Genomic DNA, 21485 nt, shown 5'->3' with positions numbered 1-21485 from the left:
GGCCTACTCGTCCTCTTGTGCCTGCACCACAGGCGACAGCACCAGCACCGCGTCGATGCTCACGCGCTCACTGAGCGTGGCCACCACGCGCCGTGGCTGCTTGCTCGCCCAGCCGGTCAGCATGGCATTCCAGGGCACCAGCGGTATCGGGGCCATGGCCGGGTCCAGCACCAGCAGGTCAGCTGGTTCCTCCGCCTCGAAGCGCAAGCCCACAGCCAGCACCCAATGCATGTAGCGCTCCGTAGAAAAGCACACCAAGCACAGCTTTTCATCGGCCAGCGCATCCAAGGTGCGTTCCGCCACCCGCGAGCGCAATTCCTTGCAGTGCACCCCCTCGGCATAGGGGGCCAGTTGTTGCTGCAGCTCTTCAACCTCGCAGCCATCGAAGTAGTACCGCTGCGCCACTTTGCGCAACGCTTGCAGGCGCGCGTCGCGCGTGTCCCAAATCAGCGCATTGCGCCGCACTTGGCCCAACACCATCAATGCCATCAAAACACAGTGGTAGCCGCAAGTGGCATCCACGTCCCCCTGGCGCACATGCAGCCGCTGGTTGCCCACCATGGGGCCATGCATGCCAGCACCGATTCGGGGGTGACAATGGTAGGAACGCAGCATTGCTCAGTATTCCTCCGGCAGCAGCAAGGTGGTCGAGCGCCGGTCGGCCTCAGTGATGATCCACAGCCGGTGGTTCGGGGGAATGTCGTAGGCCGACAGCAAACGACTGCCGTAAGTGAGCGCCGCTGCATTCGCTTGCTTGTCTTCCTGGCACAGGTCACCCCAATCCCCGGCCACGTGACGCAGCACGAACGGCAGCGGTGCCAACTGCAGTGCTTCGAGCATGTCGAGTGCACCGGGGGTGATCAGCACAGTACCCAAGGTGAACAAGGGTGTGCGTTGTTGTTCGTAACGCGCGCATGCGGCGGCCTGACCAGGCGAAGAGGTCATGGGAAAGCTCCTGATAGAAAGAAAGGGAGAAGGGAAAAGAACGAAGCGCAGCTATGCGCTCTGCACCACTGCCAGCACACCCTGGCGCGATCTGCCACCACACAACCGATCACCACAGCGATGGCACGGCCATCGGCGGCGCCACGCGTGCTGTTATTGCGACAGCCGCGCGCAAGCTACCGTGGCGTCACGGCGCGAGGGAATAAAACCGGGGGGAGTAAACGACCTGGGAACACAGGCGAAGGGGAGAAGCCGATATTGAATCGTGGTTCAGCAAAACAAACTGCCACAAACAATATTGCAATTTCATTATACCGCACTGCCGCGACAAAATGCAGTCACTCAGTGCAATCACTATTGCACATTGAATTCAGTGCGATAAATGGCCTATTGATATCCCGGAAGCCAAGCTAGTAACGACAAAACAAAGTTGTGCAGCAATCGAACTGCATTGACCGTTTTTCATTAGGAGCACTTTACGTAAACCCGTACCGCCTTGGCAACCACCTCGTCGGAGCGTTGCGACAAAGGAGAATTCCTTTGGTTTTTTAACTCTTGGGCGAGAGTTAACGCCGCGCCTTGATACTGATAACGACGTGTTTCACCTTGTGCGATATTATTCCGCCCACTAGTACGTATTGGCAACAGATTGGATATATTTTGATGCAATTTATCAAGCATATCCTCTACGTTGCGACAAACATTTTTCCCTATTTTCTCTATTCTACTTTCCAAAGATGTTTTTTTCCCCCTTTTGGGTTGCTTAGACTTAATAGTTTTCTCACTCCTCTTCAGTTCAAGGGCAGCCATAGTATCCCTCCCCCACTTGTAAGGTTTTTCGAGTTGCAGCCCATCAATATTCAGCAACAAGAAAACATCGATGGTAAAAGAGCGAGCCTTATGGGTTTCGGGATTTTGGCGCCTAACGATAGGCAGCCCACTGCCATTCGATTTACGCCACTCACAATAACTTTCTTCCATAGTTTCGAAATACAGCCCTGTACTTTCGCCAATGAAGTGAAGAAGACGTAGCCACACTGCCGGGTGCAGTTGCGTGTCCTTAAGCACCTTTATCTCTGCGTCTTTGATCAAAACACGTAGCTTCTTATGTGCATCGACAACCGAGGAAGGTACTTCTTCTGGTAAATCATCTTCATTAAGTGCATTGACGATATTACGAAGGCGTCCCTCCCCCTTCAAATCCGGTCGCAAAAAAGCATCGAAGACCTCGGTCAAGGACCAGGTGGAAGCACCCCAGTCGAGATTGACTGGCGCGCGCTTAGCTTCCTCATCACGCATCTTTCATCCTCCATCCCAGCGATCGTTGCGACACCCGCACCGCTGAAGCTACTGCCCCCTGACTGAACTTCCAGGTCGAATGCTCTCACCCATGAGGGCTGGATCTTACCTCCATATTCCTCCACGTGCAAACCTCCATATTCCTCCATAAGAACACCAATTTTTCACCTCCATATTCCTCCATACATGTTCCTAGAACACGCAGGAAATAAGGCATTTCATGAGACTTCAGCGAATTTTTTTTGGCTGCTGATCGACATCGCATTTTTTTACTGTGAACACCGATGGCTGGGCACTGCGCACGTCGCGCTGTTGTCCGTAGCACATACCTGGAGTAGATCCATGAATGCAAAGCTGCAAGCCGTCACGCTCAACAACGACAAGGTGGCGCGCAAGCGCAAGGACGCGCGCCCCACCGTTCCCGATCCCTTGCGCAACTTCGACTGTCTTCCCGGCGAGGCTTTCGTGCGCTTACCCGTCGTGCTGATGCTGTTGGGGGTATCCCGGTCAACCGTTTGGCGGTGGTGTGAATCGGGAGCCCTTCCGGCGCCCAAAAAGCTCGGTAGCCGGATTTGCGTTTGGCGCGTTCGCGATTTGCGCGAAGTTCTTAAAGCAGGATCGCTGTGAATGCCCTCAGCGTCGGCATAAATCGAGGATTTATCAAGCGCAACAAAAACTAGGAAACCTGGATTGATGCTGCCAAAAGCCCTATTTTTCAGTGTTTTTGAGGGTCTTGGTGGGGGAGGCGCCAAAAGCGAATGTGCTAGTTACTAGTAATTGATAGCTTATGACCAGCTCACACAACCAACCACCAAGCCAGTTATCAATCACCAACCTCTAGGTACTTGCGCGATACGCAGCATCGCCCATGAGGGCATCTCTGCAAGTGCCAAATCTACCATTGAAAGCTTTTATGTCTGATTCGCAAACATCCATCTTCTATATGCCAGAACCCAGCAAAAAGCATGGGACTGTTAACCTTCCAGCAAAGTATGGAATCATTTTCAATAACAAGGAGGTCTTCAACCTCACCACTATGAGCGATCATATTTATGGCTTGACACCGGCGAAGAATAAGATCAAGGCAAAAATGAATAGGATTTGTAAAATCTACGCCTACGAGTTGTCAGTGAATTACCCTGCGACCTTGCTCAGCAACAACGTGTTGATGAGCAATACGGTCTATCAGGCTGCGCTCGCCCATAAATACATGGCGCAGATCAATCTTGCGGAGTCAGAAGATGTCCACCCAGATTATGTGAAGACGATCAGCTTGAAGCACTGCGAGTTTCAGGAAATCACTCTGACGTTCTGCCTGGAATACGAATCGGCCAAGCAGGCTTTCCGCCTGCTCTTGAATCTCAAGCGCTATGCGGGAGTGGTGCTCAAGTCACCCCGTAATCAGAGCGAGAAAATCTCGAAGAAGGTGGGGGTTGCGGCATCCGGAGATACCCAGTCCTGGTACATCAACAAGGTCGACGGTCGTTCGGTTCGTTTCTATGTGAAGGATCGCAACCAGCCGAACAAGTTCGCCAGCTTTGTGTCGCCCGAGGTGGAGAATGCGATCTACGAAATTGGCAAGCGCGTGCTTCGGGTGGAGATCACGCTCAGCGCTAAATACCTTGCCGAGAACGGGCTGAGCAAGCCAAGCGCTTGGCGCGGCGCTAAGGGTAAAGCGGTGTACCGTGAGCAGTTTGATTGGCTGCGCACGTTGCTGAAGGTGGATGCCGACTATCGGGTCAATAAGCCGCAGCAGCGCCATGTGGATGGTCTGCCGGAACGCGACCAACTGGTGCTCGCCTGGTACCTGAAGGGAAAGCCGATCAATCAACTCCCGCAGTTTCAGTCAGGCGAGTGGAAGAAGTCGCCGATCAAGCAGCGCATCCTGGAGCGCCTGCGCATCGACATTGATATTCCCTGGAAGACCCAGTGCCGCATTGCGATCCCTGGGTTGAGCGAGTTGCTGTCGCTGGATCGGTTGGTGAAGCCGCCGAAGGAGTTGCTTGAGCACTGCCATTTTCCCTCGACGGTCAAGCGCAAGAACCGTGAGTTGCGCAAGCTTGCTGAGGCGGCAATTGCTGCGGCGCAGCTCAAGTGGGAGAAGAAGGGGGGTGGCGAGGGCCAGGCTACGAGTAAGGGCAAAAGCAAAGCCCAGCGCGGTGCCGCTGGCGCTGTGGCGTCATTCCCTGTCTCCGCGTTGGGGGCGGCTTTGGAGGGGTTGCGAAAGGCTGGGGTGCTCTTGCCCTCACCCACGGATGGGACGACCAGCGATATCTCCAATTTGATGGGGTAGGTCGTGAGTGTTGCCCCCTGGTTTTCCCATGGGGCAACCACACAGCCCGGGGGCGGCACAACCTTTGGAAAGGCGGCATGGTTCTGGGTTGAGTGTTGCCTTCGTTTTGCCCCAAGGTACACCTAGAAGACTCCATTGGGCCCGCCACCCACTCTCCGATGAATGACTGCCGCTACTAGAAGCGGACGCTCAATCGCGCCCTGAATACGTGCTGCTCGACTCTAGCAGCTGCCGCTGACCCGGGTGCTGTGCCCGTCCAACATTTCCGAGCTGGGCAACGCGCGCGTTGCCCAGCCAAACATCGCAAAACCAAATACTGTACATTTGAACAGTTTTAATGCTCTAGTCTTACAGATGTTCCTGCAGACTGGTGGGAGCCACCAGATTGGCTAAAATGATCGCATGAGCGCCGTATCTAAAGACAGCGGAGGAACGCCGGTTCATTTTTCGGGCCACGAAACGTTTCCACTGCGCCAAATGTGGCTGAAGAAAGCCTTCGATCAGGCTGTGAGTGGCGGTCTGATTCCTAAGTCCGTCTTCGCTAATGACACAGCCATTGCTGAATTTGGCGTAGGCAAGAACATGGTTGCATCCATCCGCCATTGGGCCTTGGCCTGTGGAGTGATGTATGAGGCAGGCAACAACTTTCAGATCGGTGGTCTCGCTGCCGAAATCCTGCAAGACGGGGGCCTCGATCCTTACGCTGAAAATCCTTCCACCGCATGGCTAGCCCATTGGCAGCTAGCCGGACATTGTTTCCGTTCTACGACGTGGCATTGGCTGTTCAACCATGTGACTGCACCCACCTTTACCCGCCAAGAACTCGAGGCTCCTTTAGCTCAGTACGCACGGAAGATCGCGCCCAAGCATAGGTTGTCCGTCTCAACGATCTCCCGCGACTTGGAAACGTGTCTTCGCAGCTATGCCCCACGTGCGGCCGGTGGGTCCCCGGAAGACTTCGCCGAACCGCTCTTGGGTGAGTTGGGTCTGCTGCAAGAGGTTCACAAGGGTCAATACGCCTTCCGTCGCGGTCCCAAGGCCTCGCTGCACGATGGTGTCTTCGCCTATGCCCTCGTCGACTTTTGGGGCCGAGAGGCTGAAGGCCAAAGTTCATTGGCATTCGAAGCCGTGGCTTATGCCGAAGGGTCACCGGGACGTGTCTTTAAGCTCGACGAAGAATCAATAGCCCAACGGCTGATCTCCCTCTCCGACTTTACCGGAGGCAAATTGGAGTGGACGGACTCTGCCGGTCTCCGTCAAGTCCACCGCAAGGTTCTCACCAAGGACGACATCAAAAACATGATCAGGCACGCCTATGACTGAAAAAAAGCAACAGGCTCTGTCTGACATCGTCCGGATTTCGCATCAATACCAAAGATCGATTCGTGTCGACACGGATATAGGCCGAGCGGATGCCTTTGCTGGCTACATCTGCCACGCAACTGCGAACGCCGTGGTCGATGGGATGTGCAAGCAGCTCACCGGCACCAACCAACGGTGCTTTACATGGACAGGGCCTTTCGGAGGGGGTAAGAGTTCGCTGGCTGTCACTTTAGCGAGCGCACTTCACCCTGAAAAAAGTCTTCGCACGAACGCCCGCCAAGCTTTGCGACTGGACTCCAAGCCCGCCTTCGAGAAGGCTTTCCCCGTACAAAAGGGTTGGCTGATCGTCCCAACGGTTGGGCGGCGCGGTAGTGTTGTTTCTGGGCTTTATACCGCGCTACGTCGCGCGCAAGGCAAAACGGTTGATGGCCGCAACAAGCCCAACGCGCAAAGCCTCATTGCTGAATTGCTCGAGGAGGCCAAGAGTCGTCCGCGCGACGGCGTATTGGTCATCATCGACGAGATGGGCAAATTCTTGGAGGCCGCCGCGTTGGGCTCCGGGGACGATGTCTACTTCTTCCAAGAGCTCGCTGAAGCTGCCACTCGTGCTGAAGGTCGCTTGGTGGTGGTCGGTGTACTGCATCAATCTTTCGCACAGTATTCTGCTCGATTGGGCATCGACACCCGCGACGATTGGACTAAGGTCCAAGGCCGTTATCTCGACTTTCCCTTTGTGGCAGCAAGCGACGAGGTTGTCGAACTCATCGGTCGTGCGATCGAAGCAAAGGAGCGTCCACCATGGATGCGCGATGCGTCCCAGGTCATTGCAGAGGCGATCCGCTCACGCCGACCCGCAGTGGGAAAAAATTTTGCCGCTTCCTTAGAAGCCTGCTGGCCGTTGCACCCGGCCATGGCCGCACTGCTGGGCCCGATCTCCAAAAGGCAATTCGGGCAGAACGAACGCAGCACCTTCGGATTCTTGTCTTCGGTGGAGCCTTATGGCTTCCGTTCTTATCTGAATTCGACCCTCAGGTCCGAGGCGAGTTGGTATCGCCCGAGTGATTACTGGGACTATCTGAGCTCGAACCTCGAGCCCGCAATCCTTGCATCACCCGATGGGCACCGCTGGTCCCAGGCCGTGGAAGCAGTAGAACGGGCCGAGGCAAAGACAGGCGATGCCCTACTTGTGTCGCTGATCAAGAACATCGCGGTCATCGATTTGTTTCGCAACGGCTCGGGTCTGGCGGCCGATGCAGCCGTGATCGGGACACTCTTCTACGACAACACTCGCGAGGAGTTGAACACCGCGCTGCAACAACTCTCTGCACTCAAGGTTGCTCTCTTCAAGAACTACACGGGTGCTTGGTCGATCTTTGAGGGCAGCGACTTCGACATCGAGGGGGCCGTCGCTCAAGCTCTGGCGACCTCGCCTGGCATCGACTACGCAAGACTGGCCCAGCTCGTAGGGCTGCACCCCGTGGTGGCCAAGCGGCATTATCATGAGACAGGCTCAATGCGCTGGATGGGGCTCTCGCTTTGCAGTATCGAGCAGGCAGAAAAGACCGCCACGGATTTCCGCCCCAAAAATGGTGAATTCGGGACATTCATCCTCGCGCTTCCGAGCAAAGGGATGAAGCCAAGGGACGCACGCAAGCGGGCACAAGCATGCTCAAGACTTCGGCCTTGGCCGGTGATGATCGGCATTCCCGAAAACCATGCCCGCATCGCTGAACTCTCAGCAGAGCTGGTGGCGTTGGAGCAAGTCAAAGATCGCCATGAGCTTTCGGGTGATCCTGTGGCCCGTCGCGAGGTCCACGCACGCTTGGCTGCGATCCGAGCCAATCTGGAAGACCAACTTCAAGCTGCCGTGTCGCTGGCCAAGTGGCACGACGGAACCGATCAAGTCGTCGAGCCTGGCTCAAAGCTCTCACCTGTGGCATCCGACCTTGCAGAAGAGCTTTTCAGCGCGTCGCCGCCGGTGTGGAGCGAGCTGATCAACCGTGACAGCGTGTCGAGCAACAGCGTCAAGGCCCGCCGAGACCTGTTGCATGCAATGATCAACGCCGAAGGCCAAGAGGCTTTGGGGTTCGAGGGTTTCCCCGCCGAGCGGGGACTCTATGAGACGCTGCTGCGAAGCACGGAACTGCATCGCCAAGATGGTTCCGGCGTCTGGCGCTGTATGCCGCCCGGGGATGGGTTTGCTGAAGGCTTCGCTCCGCTGTGGGGTGCCACCCGTGCCCTCTTTTCAGACGCCAATGCGCGCATCGGCGCTCATGAAATATACGCGCTTTGGAGCGCGCCTCCCTTTGGCATGAAGCAGGGCATTCAGCCGGTGATCCTTACGGCTTTTCTGCTAGCTCACAAGGCCAACATTGCCGTCTACAAGGATGGGATGTTCGTGCCTAAGCTCACCGACTTTGACATCGACGAATGTCTGCAAGATCCCGATCGTTTTTCACTGCGATGGGTGACTATCGACGAAGACAAAAGTCGGATCCTCGAAGGCATTTCGAAACTCTTAGCCGAGATCGGCGAGGACGCTGGAGCGGCCGATCCGCTTGAAGCAGCCCGCGGCTTGGTCGCCATGGTCTTCAATCTGCCCGAGTGGGCCCGGCGGACTACTCGCTTGAGTCAGACGGCAAAGGACATGCGTGACATGCTCTTGAAGGCCAGCGATCCGCACAAGGTCTTGTTCGTAGACTTGGCTTCGCTACTGAACGCCGCCGACGGTAAGTCGTACGTGAAAGCTCTGCGTGCGCCGCTGCAAGAGCTCGCCGGCGCCTACGGCAAGATGCTCGCCGAAATCGAAGCCAAGATGCTCGATGCACTCGATGCGAACCGGGACGAGCTGGAAGCGCTGCGGGATCGGGCGCAGTCGGTCTCCGGCATTTCAGGTGATCTTCAATTGGATGGCTTTGCAACTCGCCTGGCCAACTTCGACGGATCTCAGGCCTCACTCGAAGGTATCCTGAGCATGGCGGCGGAGCGACCTCCCCGCGATTGGGTAGACAGGCACATCGACGCGGCAATCTTGGAGCTAGCGAAGTTCGCTCGCCGGTTCCGCGAGGCCGAAGCTTTCGTCGCGGTGCAAGGTCGCAAAGCACACAGCGAAGCCATCGCCGTGGTCATCGGTGCGGGATCAGACACCCAGATGATTTCGCGCTCGTTTGCAATTTCCGATCGCCATCGCAAAGCGGTAGAAGCTAAGGCCGACGAGGTTGCATTAATGCTGGAAGGGCAAGGCCTGGGAACCGATGTATTGCTGGCAATCCTGGCCAAGGTCGGGATGAAGCTGGCGTCCATAGATAAGGAGGCGACCAATGGCTGAGCGGCATGTTCTGGGTATCTCCGGCGGTAAAGACAGCGCTGCGCTGGCCGTGTACATGCGCGAGCATCATCCAGAGCTCGATATCGATTACTTCTTCACCGACACCGGCGAAGAGCTACCCGAAGTCTACGAATTTCTCGGCAAGCTCGAAGGCCGACTCGGCAAACCCATTTTGCGCCTGAACCCTGGCCGTGACTTCCGCTTCTGGCTACGCCAATACAACCACTTCTTGCCCAATCCAAACACGCGTTGGTGCACACGCAAGTTAAAGCTTGCCCCCTTTGAAGACTGGGTGAGGCCGATGCTGGCTGCGGGCGACAAGGTCACATCCTATGTAGCCATTCGTGCTGACGAAGACTATCGCGAGGGCTACGCGGCCAAGGCTAACAACCTCTTCGTGAAGTTGCCATTCCGTGAGGCGGGTATCGACAAAGTTGGCGTGATCGACATCTTGGAGAACTCCGGAGTTGGCTATCCCAAATACTACGAGTGGCGCTCGCGCAGCGGCTGCACGTTCTGCTTCTTCCAACAGAAGATCGAGTGGGTCAGGCTGCGCGAGCAGCACCCCGAAGCCTATGAGGCGGCCAAAGCCTTGGAAAAGGATGCCCTGGAGCACGGTTCCCCCTTCACTTGGTCAAAGGGTGAATCACTCTCCGATATGGAGGTCCCTACGCGCGTAGCCGAGATCAAGGCTGAATACGAGGTTCGCCGTGCTCGCATGCGCCGAAGCATCCCCATCAATCCTCTGCGACCTGTGAAATCCTGTCCCGAAGACATTGATGATGTCTACGGTGATGATGAAGGGAATGGCTCCTGCGCCGTTTGCCACAAGTAGATTAGAGTAGCCTATCCGATGGCCTGAAGCACCTAAAGGTCCTTCCGCCTGAAATTCCGGCCTGAGCGCCTCCCGCTGCGGCCTCATGCCGCCATGGCTTTCGTGCCCCCGTCAGAGCCCCATTGGGACAAATTTTGCCTAGAGTCTGGGTCGAGCTGAATCCATCGCGCCACACTAGTCGGCGTGGAGTTCGACTTCACTCAGTCATACGGCAAAATGTATTCTTCTGGGTCAACGTCTTCATATATCAATTTCGTGAAGAATAAAGAATCAGGGCGACACGATAGTGAACTTCGACATTAAACGGGGCTATGCTGGGAATAGCCCTGGGCAAGCGCTTGAGGCCGTCTTAGTTCGGCTCACGATTAGGGATCTGCAGGTTCTCGTTGGAATGCGCGTTTTGCCGTTGCTTCCTGCCGCGGCCCAATCTGAGCGCACCGCGCTGACGCAAGCCGCGTTACGCACAATCCGCGACCGACCGCGCTTCGTCTTTTCGTCGACGGACCTCCGTAAGACTCTCCTACGTAACCTCGACCCCGGAAAACTAGACGAACTCAAGTTTCGTTTGGCCGACAAAGGTCGCTCGGCTGGTGACTCTGCGCTCGACGAGCCGACATCGTCGACGGCTTGGCCTATTGTGTCTGGCTTTTTCGGGCTGGAACCAGACGAGTTGGCGACTGCGATCCAGCCACTACCACGTCAGTCGACGGCAGGGCAATTCGGGCTGTTCGCCCACCAGAGGTCGGTGGTGCGAAGAACCTACAGCAAAATCGGGTCCGGTTATGGGCGCACGCTCATTCACATGCCGACGGGCGCCGGTAAGACACGAACGGCGATGCACTATGTCGCCCGTATCCTCAATGAATCTGAGCCTTGCGTAGTAGTTTGGCTAGCAGGCAGTCGCGAACTCCTCGAACAGGCCGCCGAGACGTTCGAAACCGCCTGGGGAGCGCTCGGTAATCGCGCACTCACACTGCATCGGTTTTGGGGTGACTATAGTGATGAACCTGGAGACTTGGTAGACGGAATTCTCGTCGGCGGTCTCGCAAAGCTGCATGCTTGGCGATCTCGTGACAGCACTGGCTTCCTGCGGTTGAGTGCGAGAACCCGGCTGGTAGTCATGGACGAAGCGCATCAGGCCGTCGCTCCGACCTATCGCGCCGTGATTGAAGGGCTCGCTGACGCGGGCCAAGCGGACGCGGTGCTTGGGCTAACGGCGACGCCTGGGCGTACCTGGAACGACATCACCAAGGACGAGGAACTGGCCGAATTCTTCGGCGGATCCAAGGTGGTGCTTGAGATCCAGGGCTATGACAATCCCGTCGAATATTTGCTCGCGGAAGGATACTTGGCTCGGCCCGAATTTTCGAAGATTGAATACCAGCCGGAATCGTCGCCCTCGCCCGCAACACTGAAACGGCTCGCCCGGCTCGACGACTATTCGGACGACATGCTCGAGAAACTGGCGGCGGACACAGGGCGCAACCTCGCGGTCATCAAAGGAGTTCGGCAGCTGATCGGCCGAGGGCACCAACGGATCATACTGTTTGCGGCCTCAGTGGGGCATGCTGAGGATCTGGCGGCTGCCCTCAGCGCCTATGGAATCGAAAGCCTTGTTGTGACCGGCGGTACACCGTCAGGACGCCGATCGGCAATCCTCAAGACGTTCAAATCGTCTGTGCCGAAGCCGATCGTGGTCTGCAACTTCGGCGTACTGACAACCGGCTTCGACGCACCGAAAACGAGCGCGGCAATCATCGCCCGCCCGACAAAGTCGCTTGTCCTGTTCAGTCAGATGGTCGGCCGAGCAACGCGCGGCACTAAGGCCGGCGGGAACGCCACCTGCGAAATCTTGACGGTCCACGATCCGAGCTATCCCGGATTCGGGGACGTCGCCGAAGCTTTCTTCAACTGGGAAGATGTCTGGGATGAACACTGAAACCGAAATCGATCAGGAAGATGCTTCCTTTATCCCGCCCGACCTCGCCATCCAAGCGATGCGCGACAACGGCTACAAGAACACTGCATATGCGCTTGCCGAACTGATAGACAACTCGGTCCAGGCCAACGCCAAGTCGATCGAGATCATCTGTATTGAAGAGGTGCAGCAGATCAAGGAGCGCCAGCGCAAGCGGCTCTCCAGGATTGCTGTCCTCGATGACGGCGACGGAATGAGCGGGCCGGTGCTGCGCAAGGCACTGCAGTTCGGCAACGGTACCCGCCTCAACGACCGTAGCGGCATTGGCCGGTTCGGTATGGGCCTTCCCAACGCATCCATCTCGCAGGCTGCGCGCGTGGACGTCTGGACCTGGCAAAACGGCCCGGACAACGCGTTGCATTCGTTCCTCGACGTCGACGAAATTCGTCGTCGCCAACGGCGGGAGGTGCCGGCTCCGCAACCTTCCCCGGTCCCCGCCGAATGGCGCAATCGGGCAGAGGGGCTTGGCAGCAGCGGAACGCTCGTCGTCTGGTCGAAGCTCGGCGCTGACCGCATGACCTGGAAAGGCGCGAAGGCAACCTTACGCAACACAGGTTGGCTACTTGGACGGATTCACCGACGCTTCATCCACGACAAAAGCTTGAACATCAATCTCGTGGGTGGAGAAGACGGAGCGCTCGAGAAGAGCCACGTTACTATCAATGATCCGATGTATCTGCTTCCGGCGCCTACGTTGCCGGCGCCTTTCAACAGTGAGCCGATGTTCGAGCATGTACTGGATGAACCCATCAGCGTTGAGGTGAACGGCAAAGTCTTCGAGGTTCGCACATCCTATTCGGTTGCCAAGCAGACTACGCTTGAACTGGCTGGCACCGCCAATCGGGGCGACACGAAGTATGGGAAGGATGCAGCCGAAAACATCGGCGTGTCCGTCATGCGCGCCGGGCGGGAGTTGATGCTCGATCGCTCCTGGACGATCCAATACGACCCTCGCGATCGATGGTGGGGCTGCGAGGTCGAGTTTCCTGCCGACCTCGATGAGATTTTCGGTGTTACCAACAACAAGCAGGCTGCGACCGTCTTCAATGAGCTTTCCGCCCTCGATTGGAGGGAACTCGCGGAGGGTGAAGAGACGCTACCTGAGGTGATCATGCGGCTCTGTGAGGAGGGCGATCCCAAAGGGGTTCTCCTTCACCTCAGCGAGGCGATCAAAAGGAACCTTCGCGCGCTGCGCGAGAAGATCAAAGTGCAAGGCAAAGGCTCACGTCGCGCCGGCAAGCGGCACGGCGATGGCGATCCGACCGAAGATACAAACGAGAAGTGGAAGGAACGAGACAAAACTCACCCTATCCCTGACGGTGAGCAGCCCCCGACGCCCGAGGATGTCGAGGACATTTCGGAGGATCTCAAGGAAGATGGGATTGGCGAGCAGGCTGCGGACGAGATCGTTGCACGCATCGTCTCCGGCGACCTCAAGGTTTTGTTCATCGACAAGACGCTAGGCAGCTCGGGCGAACTTTTCACCGTGGTCTCGCGCGGCCACGCGACAGAAGTCGTGTTCAACCGGCGCCATCCTGCGTTTGAGATGATCTTCGACACGGTCTCCGCGGATGATGACCTCGACAGCCTTTCGAGCACCGAGCTGCAGGATCGGCTCCTGAAGGCCAGCCGCGCCGTGCGGGTGATGTTCGCAGCATGGGCGCGCATGGAACGCGAGGATCCGCCGAATCTCTCGCGCTACGAGCGCGTGCGAGAGGCATGGGGCAAGCTGGCACGGGATTTCCTTGAGCCCGGCGGCGGCGAGGACGCCTGATGCGTCGCGATGGCGATCGACTGGTTGAGCATTTCGCAGCTGCAACCCAAAACGTCCTAATCTGCGCCCCCTTCATTAAGGCGGGGGTGCTGACCAGCCTTCTGAAGGTAATCCCCTCGCAGGTACCAGTCCGCGTAGTGACCCGGTGGCTTCCTGCGGAGATCGCGGTCGGCGTGAGCGATCTCGAGGTTTTCGATGTTGTGGCTGCGCGGAGAGGAGCGCAGCTCGACCTGCTTGATCGTCTGCACGCCAAGATCTATATCGCGGACGATGTCGCGCTAGTGGGCTCGGCCAACTTGACCGGCGCAGCACTCGGCTGGTCGGACAAGCCGAACCTCGAATTGCTCACCACTCTGGCGGTGACTGGCGAAGCCATTCGCCAGTTTCTTGACCAACTCACCGAAGCACGGCCCGCATCGATTGAGGAAAGAGACCAGATTCGCAACCTCGCCGCCGAGTTGGACGTGCCCAAATTGAATCTTGTCTCGGACGCCGCGACGACAGCGCCGGCCGTGGTATGGTTGCCACGACTCGCAGCGCCAGCGCGCCTGTTCCAGGCCTATATGCCGCAGACGCGTGATCGAGTGGCTGAATCGGTCCTCGACGCGGCGCTCAGCGACCTTGATGCTCTCAATATCCCGGCTGGCCTGCCAGAGCCAGCTTTCCGCCAAGCCGTCGCCGACGCATTCAGGCGGATGCCGGCGGTGCAACGTCTACTCATCGCAGCGGCCAATGACCTGCGCGACGCAGACGGCGCCGACATCATCCGCCAAATGCCAGTCGCCAGAGACCTCGACGCTGAGCAGCAGTGGCTCATAGTTCGAGAATGGATGACTAGTTTTCTCGGTGATTGCTACGAGATTGCTCCGGCTAGTTTTGTCGTCCGGCTCAAACCCGGGGCGGGCCGCACCTAGCTGTCACATCCTGGCCGATTGCGCGGATCGGAGACCCCGTCTGCTGTAAACGGCACAGGCCGTACTGCGGCAGGTGTGGAGTCACTGCAATCCACTGGGAGACATGGACAAAATGACCGGTGCCAGCCGCAAGGGTGCTGATGTTCGGCGGGATGAACACAATGCCTTGATGGCCGATGCCTTGAAGCCACTGACGGGAATGAGCCCTGAACAGTACCGGGTCTACAAGCACCGATTCAAGCTCAGCCCCATAGACAAGGCGGAATGCACACGGCTGGATACCGAGTTGCCAGAACTCAAAAAGCGTGCTGCCACAGCCCCTCCCAGTGACAAAGCTTTGGCCGACGTGGAGCTGTACAAGGCACGTAAACAGTTCAACGACTTGAACTGCTAGCTCAGATCCCCTTGAGCAGGGTCAGCACCTGCTCCGGTACCGCATTGGCTTGCGCCACCATGGCAGTGCCTGCGTTTTGCAAGATTTGCTGGCGGGCCAGTTGCGCCGTCTCTTGGGCAAAGTCGGCATCGACGATGCGCGCGTGCGCGGCAGCGGTGTTCTCTGACGAGATGTCCAAATTGGCAATCGTGGCTTCAAAGCGCGACTGCACAGCACCGAGTTGCGCCCTTACACTGCTGACGCGATTGATGGCAGCATCAAAAACCTGCAGTGCCTCGTTTGCTTTTCTGGTTGAAGCAAAAGAGACATCATCCAGTGCCACTCGCTTGATCGGGTTTCCGCGTATCAGCCCCGTGCGAGTCTCGTTACCGTCAACATCGTATTCAACTTTGGCATCTCCCATGAAGGTGAAGGCACCATCGGACACAAGTTCCAGGGCACTGATAGCGTAAGCATCATCAGTACCGAAGACGCCAGTGCCAAGCGTGCTGGGAAATGTAGAGGGAGAGGTCCAACCCACAAATCCCGTTTCGCCAGTCTCCTCCCACCCCAAATCCGCCAAAACGATATCTGCGGCAGGGTTGGTGTCATTCATGATGTGAAGGTTTTCGCCTTCAGTGTTGACCAGCCTGAAAAACGGCCGCCCTCGATCCAAGAAGAAGTTTTCTGCCCGCACGCCCGTTACGCCTGCTGCTCGATTGATGGCCTGCATTGCGTCCAATGCAGCATTCGGTGACCCATCCCAGGCGAATGACACTGACTGCGCCTTGCTGTAATCCTCGCCTGCGACCAAGCGCAAGGTGATCTGACCAGAGAAGTTGGGCAGCGCAGAGAAGGACAGGCTCGCTTCGGCGTTTGCCTGGATTTCCGGCACAAATTCTTGGCTGTTGATAAGCCTTGCGACCTCTCCGACATTCCACACGCCGTCAATTGGCAGCTCCTGTCCCTGAATCTCCAACTTCCTGTCGGTGGCACCCGTTGCGATGGAGGTCATCCAATTGTTGAAGCCGCTTTTGCCAAAATCTTGGAAGCGCGGCCAATCCAGGTCTCCTGTGTTCCCCGTCAAAGACGTAGATACGCTGTGAAAACCCAAGGTATTTGCTTTCAACGCAGGCACTGACACATCAATGGTCTGCCCAGCGTTGGCACCCACCTGGAACGTCTGCGCGGTGAAGCTTCCGTCCAAGAGCTTATGGCCGTTGAAGTTGGCCGTTTGCGACATACGCTCAAACTCTTGCAGCAGCTGCGAGTATTCGGCGAACAGGGCTTGCCTGTCACTCCGAGAGTTGGTGCCGTTGGCCGCTTGCACTGCCAACTCGCGGCCACGTTGCAGGATGTTGGTCATCTGCTGTATCGAGCCTTCTGCTACCTGGGCCAGCGAGATGCCGTCGTTGGCGTTGCGTTTAGCTGCGTTCATCCCTTTGACCTGCGTGAGCATGCGTTCGCTAATCGCCAAACCCGCCGCGTCGTCCTTGGCGCTGTTGACGCGCAGACCTGAGGACAGACGCTGCATCGTCGTGGCAAGCCCAGCTTGGTTCGCGTTCAAGTGGCGCTGAGCATTCAGCGAGGGGATGTTGGTGTGCAGTTTCACCATAGCTGAACTTCACCATGACTCAGCCCATAGGCAGCGTTTGCAGCTTGCGTATCGACTTCAGGCCAAGACCTGGATGAGGGCCGGCTCCTCCATCGCATCCACTTCATCTCCATTGCTGCCACCTTTCTTTGCCGCTTCAGGCCGTTTCGGAGACTTTTCTTTTAAAAACTACGTATCTCGTAGTTACAAGAATACTTGGATGCACTGGTGGCAATGGCATAAATTGCTCCGCAAAAACTGCGTAATACGTAGCATTGGAATGGGCAAAAAAACAGCGAATTACGAGACCCTGAGTACCAGGGCGCATGTGGTCGATCGGTGCGAGGAGGTGGTCCTCGCCCTGTCGGGAGGATGCAGGAGCCAGGTGAGTGCAGCTACTCCAACTCGGCCATCACCTTGAGGCGGCCTTTGCTGCGTGCCGTTAGCAGATGGATGCACTCGTCACGCTTGAGCTTGTTGGTGAAGGAGATATGGCGCGAACCGAACTCGCCATGAATGAACACGCGTTTGCCTGCTTGACGTGTGATTTGATCAATGGCGTCCAGCGGCACACTGTCCAGCGACGTGAACTGGCGCAGCAGAGGAACCACCAGAAGCATGTCTCCAATGTCCAGGCTCTCCTCGTTAGGCCGGAAGAACACGACACCCTTGTCGTAATCCACGATCACACCCAGGAAAGCGTAGGCCTGCGCTTTGCCCATCCAGATCAAAAGCACAAGCCCCAGCGGCAACGTGAGCACCAGCGTCAATGGGACGTAGTGGTACAGCACTACAACAATCATGTAGTACACATAGCCCAGCACACCGCTGATAAAAAGAGATGTGCCTTGCGCTCCGATGTCAAAAATACGACGGGCATGCGGCCCCGTCAGGTACTGCTTCTTTAGACGCGAGAAGTAGTACAGCGAAAACACCAGCGTCGCCAGGACTGCTGGAATGATGAGGAACAGGAAAACGCCATCGTACTCATCCTTCTTGGTTGCCATCTTTTCCCTCTGTATTTATTTGATGCCCGAGCACTACGGCGCAGCCCCATGCCGACACGTAGCTACGTAACTCGTAGTATCGAGAATAGCGCAAAACTACGAGTCTCGTAGCCTTTTAAGGCGCGAGATGAGCGACGCGGATCGACAATGGGGCGCGAGGCTGAAACAGGCGAGGTTGGCGGCGGGCCTGTCCCAGAAGATGCTGGGGATCGAGGCAGGGATTGATGCTTTCGTGGCGAGCACGCGGATCAACCGTTACGAACTGGGTATCCATCGCCCCGACTTGCTCACCGTGCGCAAATTGGCCAAGGTGCTGGATGTGCCCGTTGCGTTCTTCTTTGCGGATGAGGAAGACGAGATCGCTGAGCTTCTGTTTCGCTACGGCAAGGTCGAACCAAGTGTTCGTACGGCGGTTCGGAAACTGTTGGCTGAGTAGTGGTCACTGGGTTGCCGCAGGAACCAGCCAGAGGAAAAAATCGATCCCACCCTCCCTCACTTGAGGTCGGTAGTGAAGTGCCTCAAGCAAGAGCTTCCAGCCCCTTGCGCTTGAGCAGGCCCAGCACGCGCGACGAGCAAGCCCGCTAGGGCGCTTATCGCCAGCTTCCCGTTGAGCCACTCATGACGTGGTGGTGTTCACAAGCGCCGCGCATCGTACTCCCGCAGGGACTTCAGATCCATGAAGCTCGCTTTGTGCAGATCCGTGCCGGTGTCATGCAGTGCGGCCAGCAGCGGTCCACAAGCCTCTTTTGCCTTGACAGTCCTTGCAGCTTACATACAGGGGCTTACCAGCCACGAGGGCATTGACGCCTGTGTCGGAGCAGACGGCAAGGTCTTTACGGGGGTTTTTCGGTGCTGCCTTTTACCTGGATGAAATGTGCAAGACAGGTAGGGCGGCACGGTCGAAATGAATCACTGCACGCCAGATTTTCAACTTTGCACGCCCAGTTCCGCAAAGTTGCTGATCTTCACCGCCCCATCTGGAAACCGTGCAATGACTTCCAGCTCGCCCCCCATCGCTTGGATGTGGCTGCGTAGCGTTGAAAGATACATGTCTGTGCGCTTCTCCATCTTGGCGATGGAGGGCTGCTGCACATGAAGTACGTCAGCCAGCATCTTCTGCGACAGCCCCCGAGCTTGGCGCAACTCGTGCAATGGCATTTCGCTCAGCATGGTTTGCGCAAGTTCGGAGGCCTGCGCGCGCGCTTCAGGGCTCATGGCAGCCCGCAATTCAGAAAACTTCTTAGCCATCTATTTCTCCTTCACGGCGAAGCTGGTCAAGATGCTCGTCATACAACCGATCAGCGATTGGCACATGTACTTCGTACCAGCGGTCATCACCGGTCTTATCACCGCCGATCAATAAAATTGCCATTCGGCGGGGGTCAAAGGCATACAGCGTGCGAAACGGCCGACCTCCGTGCTGCGTGCGCAATTCACGCATGTGCCCGTGGCGTGAACCGTTGATACCACTGCTGTGGGGGTGACCGAGTGAGGGGCCACGCTCTTCCAGCAACGCTACCGAAGCTGCCAAGGACACTTGCTCCTGCTCAGACAAGCCTTCCCACCACGCTTCAAACTCATCGGTGTACTCAACGTCCCAAGACATAGTTAAATATAGCCTCCAAGGAATATTCCGTCAAGGGAATGGATTCTGGTTGGTTGATCCAACAGCTACAGCCTAGCGTTCACAGCGAGTGCTCTGCCCACGCCTGCATCATCGCGCGCCGCTTCTCCAGCATGTCCCCGCGCCGGTAGGCTGCCTCCACCTTGTTGCCCACGATGTGCGCCAGCGCCATTTCGGCCATTTCCTGGGGGTAGTCGGTGGCTTCAGCCGCCCAGTCCCGAAACGAGGATCGGAACCCGTGCACTGTGATGTCGTCGCGCTGCATGCGCCGCAGCACGGCAGTGAGCGTCATGTCGGAGAGGGGTTTGTGGTCACGCGTGCTGGGGAACACGATGTCGGTATCCGCCAGCTTGGTGTCCCTCAAAGACTCCAGCAGTTGCATGGCTGCATCCGATAGCGGTACGCGGTGCTCCTTTCCGGCTTTCATGCGCTCGCCGGGGACGGTCCACAGCTTGTGTTCAAAGTCCACCTCGTACCAGGCCATCCCACGTACTTCGCCTGAGCGCGCGGCAGTGAGGATGGTGAACTGCAAAGCCAGCGCGCCAATGCCGGTTTGCTTGCGCAGCTCGGCCATGAACGGCTTCATGTCGCGCCACGGCAGTGCGGCGAAGTGCTTTGATTTGGCGACTTTGGAGCGTGCAGGCAGCAGGGCGTCGAGGTGGCCTTTCCAGCGGGCGGGGTTGTCTCCCGTGCGGTACCGGTGCACGGTGGCCCAATCCAGCACGGCTTCCAAGCGGCCCCGCAGGCGCGAGGCGGTTTCCGCCTTGGTGTGCCACACGGGTTCAAGCACGCGCATGATGTGCGCGGTTTCAATCAGCGCAACATCCATCTTGCCGATGATGGGTGCTGCGTAGGTTTGCAGCGTGTTCGTCCACTGGTCGGCGTGCTTGGCGTTCTTCCAGCCCGAGCGGTGTGATTCGATGTAGCGCTCGGCACAGCTGTCGAAGGTGACCGTTTTGGCTTGCTCGGCACGCGCTACCGCAGCGGCTTGCTGCTTGACCTGCATGGGGTCGATGCCTTGGCGCACCTGACGGCGCCAGGCCATGGCTTTGTCGCGGGCATCGGCCAGGGAGACTTCGGGGTATGGCCCCAGCCCCGTCCAGCGCTCACGACCGTTGAAGGCGTAGCGCAAGATCCAAGACTTGGAGCCCCCTTCGGTGACTTTCAACCACAGGCCGGCACCATCGCCATGCATCCCGGGCTCCTTGAGCCTGGTGGCTTGCAATTGAGTGAGTTTGTTGGCTTTGACCATGGGTGGAGTTCGACGGAGACGAGAGCCAAATTCTGGTCTCGTTATACGGAAAAGTATACGGAAAAAACACGAGATTGAGAGATGTCGTCAGAAACGCCATGAAACAACAAAACTCATAAACCTTTGTTTTTATTGGGTTAATTTCTGATTTATTGCGATTTCCTGACGCAACGTGAAACCCGGATTCGACTGCCGCCCTCTCCGCCAGAAAAATTTTCTAAGTTGTTGATTTAGAAGAAAAAAAGCCACCTTTCGGTGGCTTTTTTGTTATCCACCCAACTTTCTAACCATATTGCTTTCGTGGCTGCGGTTAGATCTGCTTGAGCGAAATTGGACTGCCGCTAGGGCTGACGAGGATGAACGCCTATGTTGCAGTCAAAGGGTCGAGGGTGCTGGCGACGTGCCCTGCTGACTGTCCAGCTGCGGCTAGATGGTGTCCCGATCCAGATCAGGCACTCGGTCATGTCACAGACCAGGTTGCCCCTGCTCAACGGCATCCGACTTGAGCGATTTGCTGGCCTCAACTTCGCCGTCATTGCTTGCCGGCCCGCTACCGTGGTTTTCTGCAGCGGCCCTCACTACTCCGCCTGGCAGCGCTGCAATTGCTTTTGATACTGCCTAGCCGTTACCAAGGCCAAGCAAGATGTCGCGCAAGCCGTCGATGGCATCGGTCACCGTCGCGGCTACCTCAGAGGCCCAGATTTGCAGCTCTGAAACCAAAGTAGCAGACGGAACCAACAAACTGTCCTCCACCTCCTTGGTGCCTGTAAGCACGAGGGCATTGCTGACCTTCCAACCCTTGGCGGTCATCTGTGGAGCGAGGGTGTGCAGAATTTTGTGTGAACGGACAATCCACCGCCGGCGCGAGCCGGCTTGTCCGTGAACACAATGACATCCAAGAAGCACGAAGTACCCGAAGAACTGCTGGCCAGCCTGCTGGCCGACT

At 57.2% G+C, this 21485-nt stretch carries 19 protein-coding genes; 10 read left to right on the top strand and 9 right to left on the bottom strand.

Annotated features, from left to right (window positions below; all coding sequences use genetic code 11):
* Positions 1–3: 3 nt before the first annotated feature.
* The 3 genes from AB7E35_RS04160 to AB7E35_RS04150 form a co-directional block, all read right to left on the bottom strand.
* Positions 4–615, bottom strand: a complete 612-nt coding sequence (locus tag AB7E35_RS04160; protein ID WP_428167146.1) for a hypothetical protein — start codon at positions 613–615, stop codon at positions 4–6.
* A gap of 3 nt (positions 616–618) precedes the next feature.
* Positions 619–945 carry a type I restriction endonuclease subunit M gene (locus tag AB7E35_RS04155; protein ID WP_428167145.1) on the bottom strand — a complete coding sequence of 109 codons (327 nt, stop codon included), beginning with the start codon at positions 943–945 and terminating at the stop codon, positions 619–621.
* 465 nt (positions 946–1410) lie between these two features.
* Positions 1411–2244, bottom strand: coding sequence for a hypothetical protein (locus AB7E35_RS04150; RefSeq protein WP_428167144.1), 834 nt, complete (start codon positions 2242–2244; stop codon positions 1411–1413).
* 342 nt (positions 2245–2586) lie between these two features.
* Between AB7E35_RS04150 and AB7E35_RS04145 the strand changes: the two genes are divergently transcribed.
* From AB7E35_RS04145 to AB7E35_RS04105, 9 genes are all read left to right on the top strand, one after another.
* Positions 2587–2871, top strand: a complete 285-nt coding sequence (locus AB7E35_RS04145) for a helix-turn-helix transcriptional regulator (RefSeq protein WP_428167143.1) — start codon at positions 2587–2589, stop codon at positions 2869–2871.
* A 286-nt stretch (positions 2872–3157) separates the two neighbouring features.
* The gene (locus AB7E35_RS04140) at positions 3158–4537 is read left to right on the top strand and encodes a hypothetical protein (protein WP_428167142.1); all 1380 of its coding nucleotides are present in this window, start codon (positions 3158–3160) and stop codon (positions 4535–4537) included.
* 402 nt (positions 4538–4939) lie between these two features.
* The gene (locus tag AB7E35_RS04135; protein ID WP_428167141.1) at positions 4940–5860 is read left to right on the top strand and encodes a DUF4007 family protein; all 921 of its coding nucleotides are present in this window, start codon (positions 4940–4942) and stop codon (positions 5858–5860) included.
* Positions 5853–9188 carry an ATP-binding protein gene (locus AB7E35_RS04130; RefSeq protein ID WP_428167140.1) on the top strand — a complete coding sequence of 1112 codons (3336 nt, stop codon included), beginning with the start codon at positions 5853–5855 and terminating at the stop codon, positions 9186–9188. Before AB7E35_RS04135 ends, AB7E35_RS04130 begins: the two co-directional genes overlap by 8 nt.
* Positions 9181–10023, top strand: a complete 843-nt coding sequence (locus AB7E35_RS04125) for a phosphoadenosine phosphosulfate reductase family protein (protein WP_428167139.1) — start codon at positions 9181–9183, stop codon at positions 10021–10023. Before AB7E35_RS04130 ends, AB7E35_RS04125 begins: the two co-directional genes overlap by 8 nt.
* A 391-nt stretch (positions 10024–10414) precedes the next feature.
* Complete coding sequence (locus AB7E35_RS04120) at positions 10415–11962, top strand: DEAD/DEAH box helicase (RefSeq protein WP_428167138.1); 1548 nt, start codon at positions 10415–10417, stop codon at positions 11960–11962.
* Complete coding sequence (locus AB7E35_RS04115; protein WP_428167137.1) at positions 11952–13775, top strand: ATP-binding protein; 1824 nt, start codon at positions 11952–11954, stop codon at positions 13773–13775. The genes AB7E35_RS04120 and AB7E35_RS04115 overlap by 11 nt, the downstream gene beginning before the upstream one ends.
* Complete coding sequence (locus AB7E35_RS04110) at positions 13775–14689, top strand: phospholipase D family protein (RefSeq protein WP_428167136.1); 915 nt, start codon at positions 13775–13777, stop codon at positions 14687–14689. The genes AB7E35_RS04115 and AB7E35_RS04110 overlap by 1 nt, the downstream gene beginning before the upstream one ends.
* A 103-nt stretch (positions 14690–14792) precedes the next feature.
* Positions 14793–15083 (top strand): hypothetical protein, encoded by a 291-nt coding sequence (locus tag AB7E35_RS04105; RefSeq protein WP_428167135.1) that lies wholly within the window; start codon positions 14793–14795, stop codon positions 15081–15083.
* Between the two features lies 1 nt (position 15084).
* Here AB7E35_RS04105 and AB7E35_RS04100 read toward each other — a convergent pair whose 3' ends face one another.
* Both AB7E35_RS04100 and AB7E35_RS04095 read right to left on the bottom strand, forming a co-directional pair.
* Positions 15085–16677 (bottom strand): flagellin, encoded by a 1593-nt coding sequence (locus AB7E35_RS04100; RefSeq protein ID WP_428167134.1) that lies wholly within the window; start codon positions 16675–16677, stop codon positions 15085–15087.
* Positions 16678–17051: 374 nt separating this feature from the next.
* On the bottom strand, positions 17052–17663 hold the full coding sequence (locus AB7E35_RS04095; protein ID WP_428167133.1) for a hypothetical protein: 612 nt from the start codon (positions 17661–17663) through the stop codon (positions 17052–17054).
* 127 nt (positions 17664–17790) lie between these two features.
* On the opposite strand from AB7E35_RS04095, the gene AB7E35_RS04090 reads away from it, so the two are divergent.
* Complete coding sequence (locus AB7E35_RS04090) at positions 17791–18099, top strand: helix-turn-helix domain-containing protein (RefSeq protein WP_428167132.1); 309 nt, start codon at positions 17791–17793, stop codon at positions 18097–18099.
* Between the two features lie 491 nt (positions 18100–18590).
* Here AB7E35_RS04090 and AB7E35_RS04085 read toward each other — a convergent pair whose 3' ends face one another.
* The 4 genes from AB7E35_RS04085 to AB7E35_RS04070 all read right to left on the bottom strand — a co-directional run.
* Positions 18591–18911 carry an XRE family transcriptional regulator gene (locus AB7E35_RS04085; protein WP_428167131.1) on the bottom strand — a complete coding sequence of 107 codons (321 nt, stop codon included), beginning with the start codon at positions 18909–18911 and terminating at the stop codon, positions 18591–18593.
* The gene (locus AB7E35_RS04080) at positions 18904–19269 is read right to left on the bottom strand and encodes a type II toxin-antitoxin system RelE/ParE family toxin (RefSeq protein WP_428167130.1); all 366 of its coding nucleotides are present in this window, start codon (positions 19267–19269) and stop codon (positions 18904–18906) included. Before AB7E35_RS04080 ends, AB7E35_RS04085 begins: the two co-directional genes overlap by 8 nt.
* Before the next feature lie 79 nt (positions 19270–19348).
* Complete coding sequence (locus AB7E35_RS04075; RefSeq protein WP_428167129.1) at positions 19349–20539, bottom strand: tyrosine-type recombinase/integrase; 1191 nt, start codon at positions 20537–20539, stop codon at positions 19349–19351.
* Between the two features lie 618 nt (positions 20540–21157).
* Positions 21158–21485 (bottom strand): hypothetical protein (locus tag AB7E35_RS04070; RefSeq protein ID WP_428167128.1); only part of this gene is annotated, 328 nt, incomplete at its 5' end.

This window comes from Diaphorobacter sp. (assembly GCF_050251835.1).
In the GTDB taxonomy this organism is placed as follows: domain Bacteria; phylum Pseudomonadota; class Gammaproteobacteria; order Burkholderiales; family Burkholderiaceae_C; genus JBFXIE01.
The sequence above is the reverse complement of the archived record's forward strand: the minus strand, read 5'-3'. Positions and strand labels throughout refer to the sequence as shown.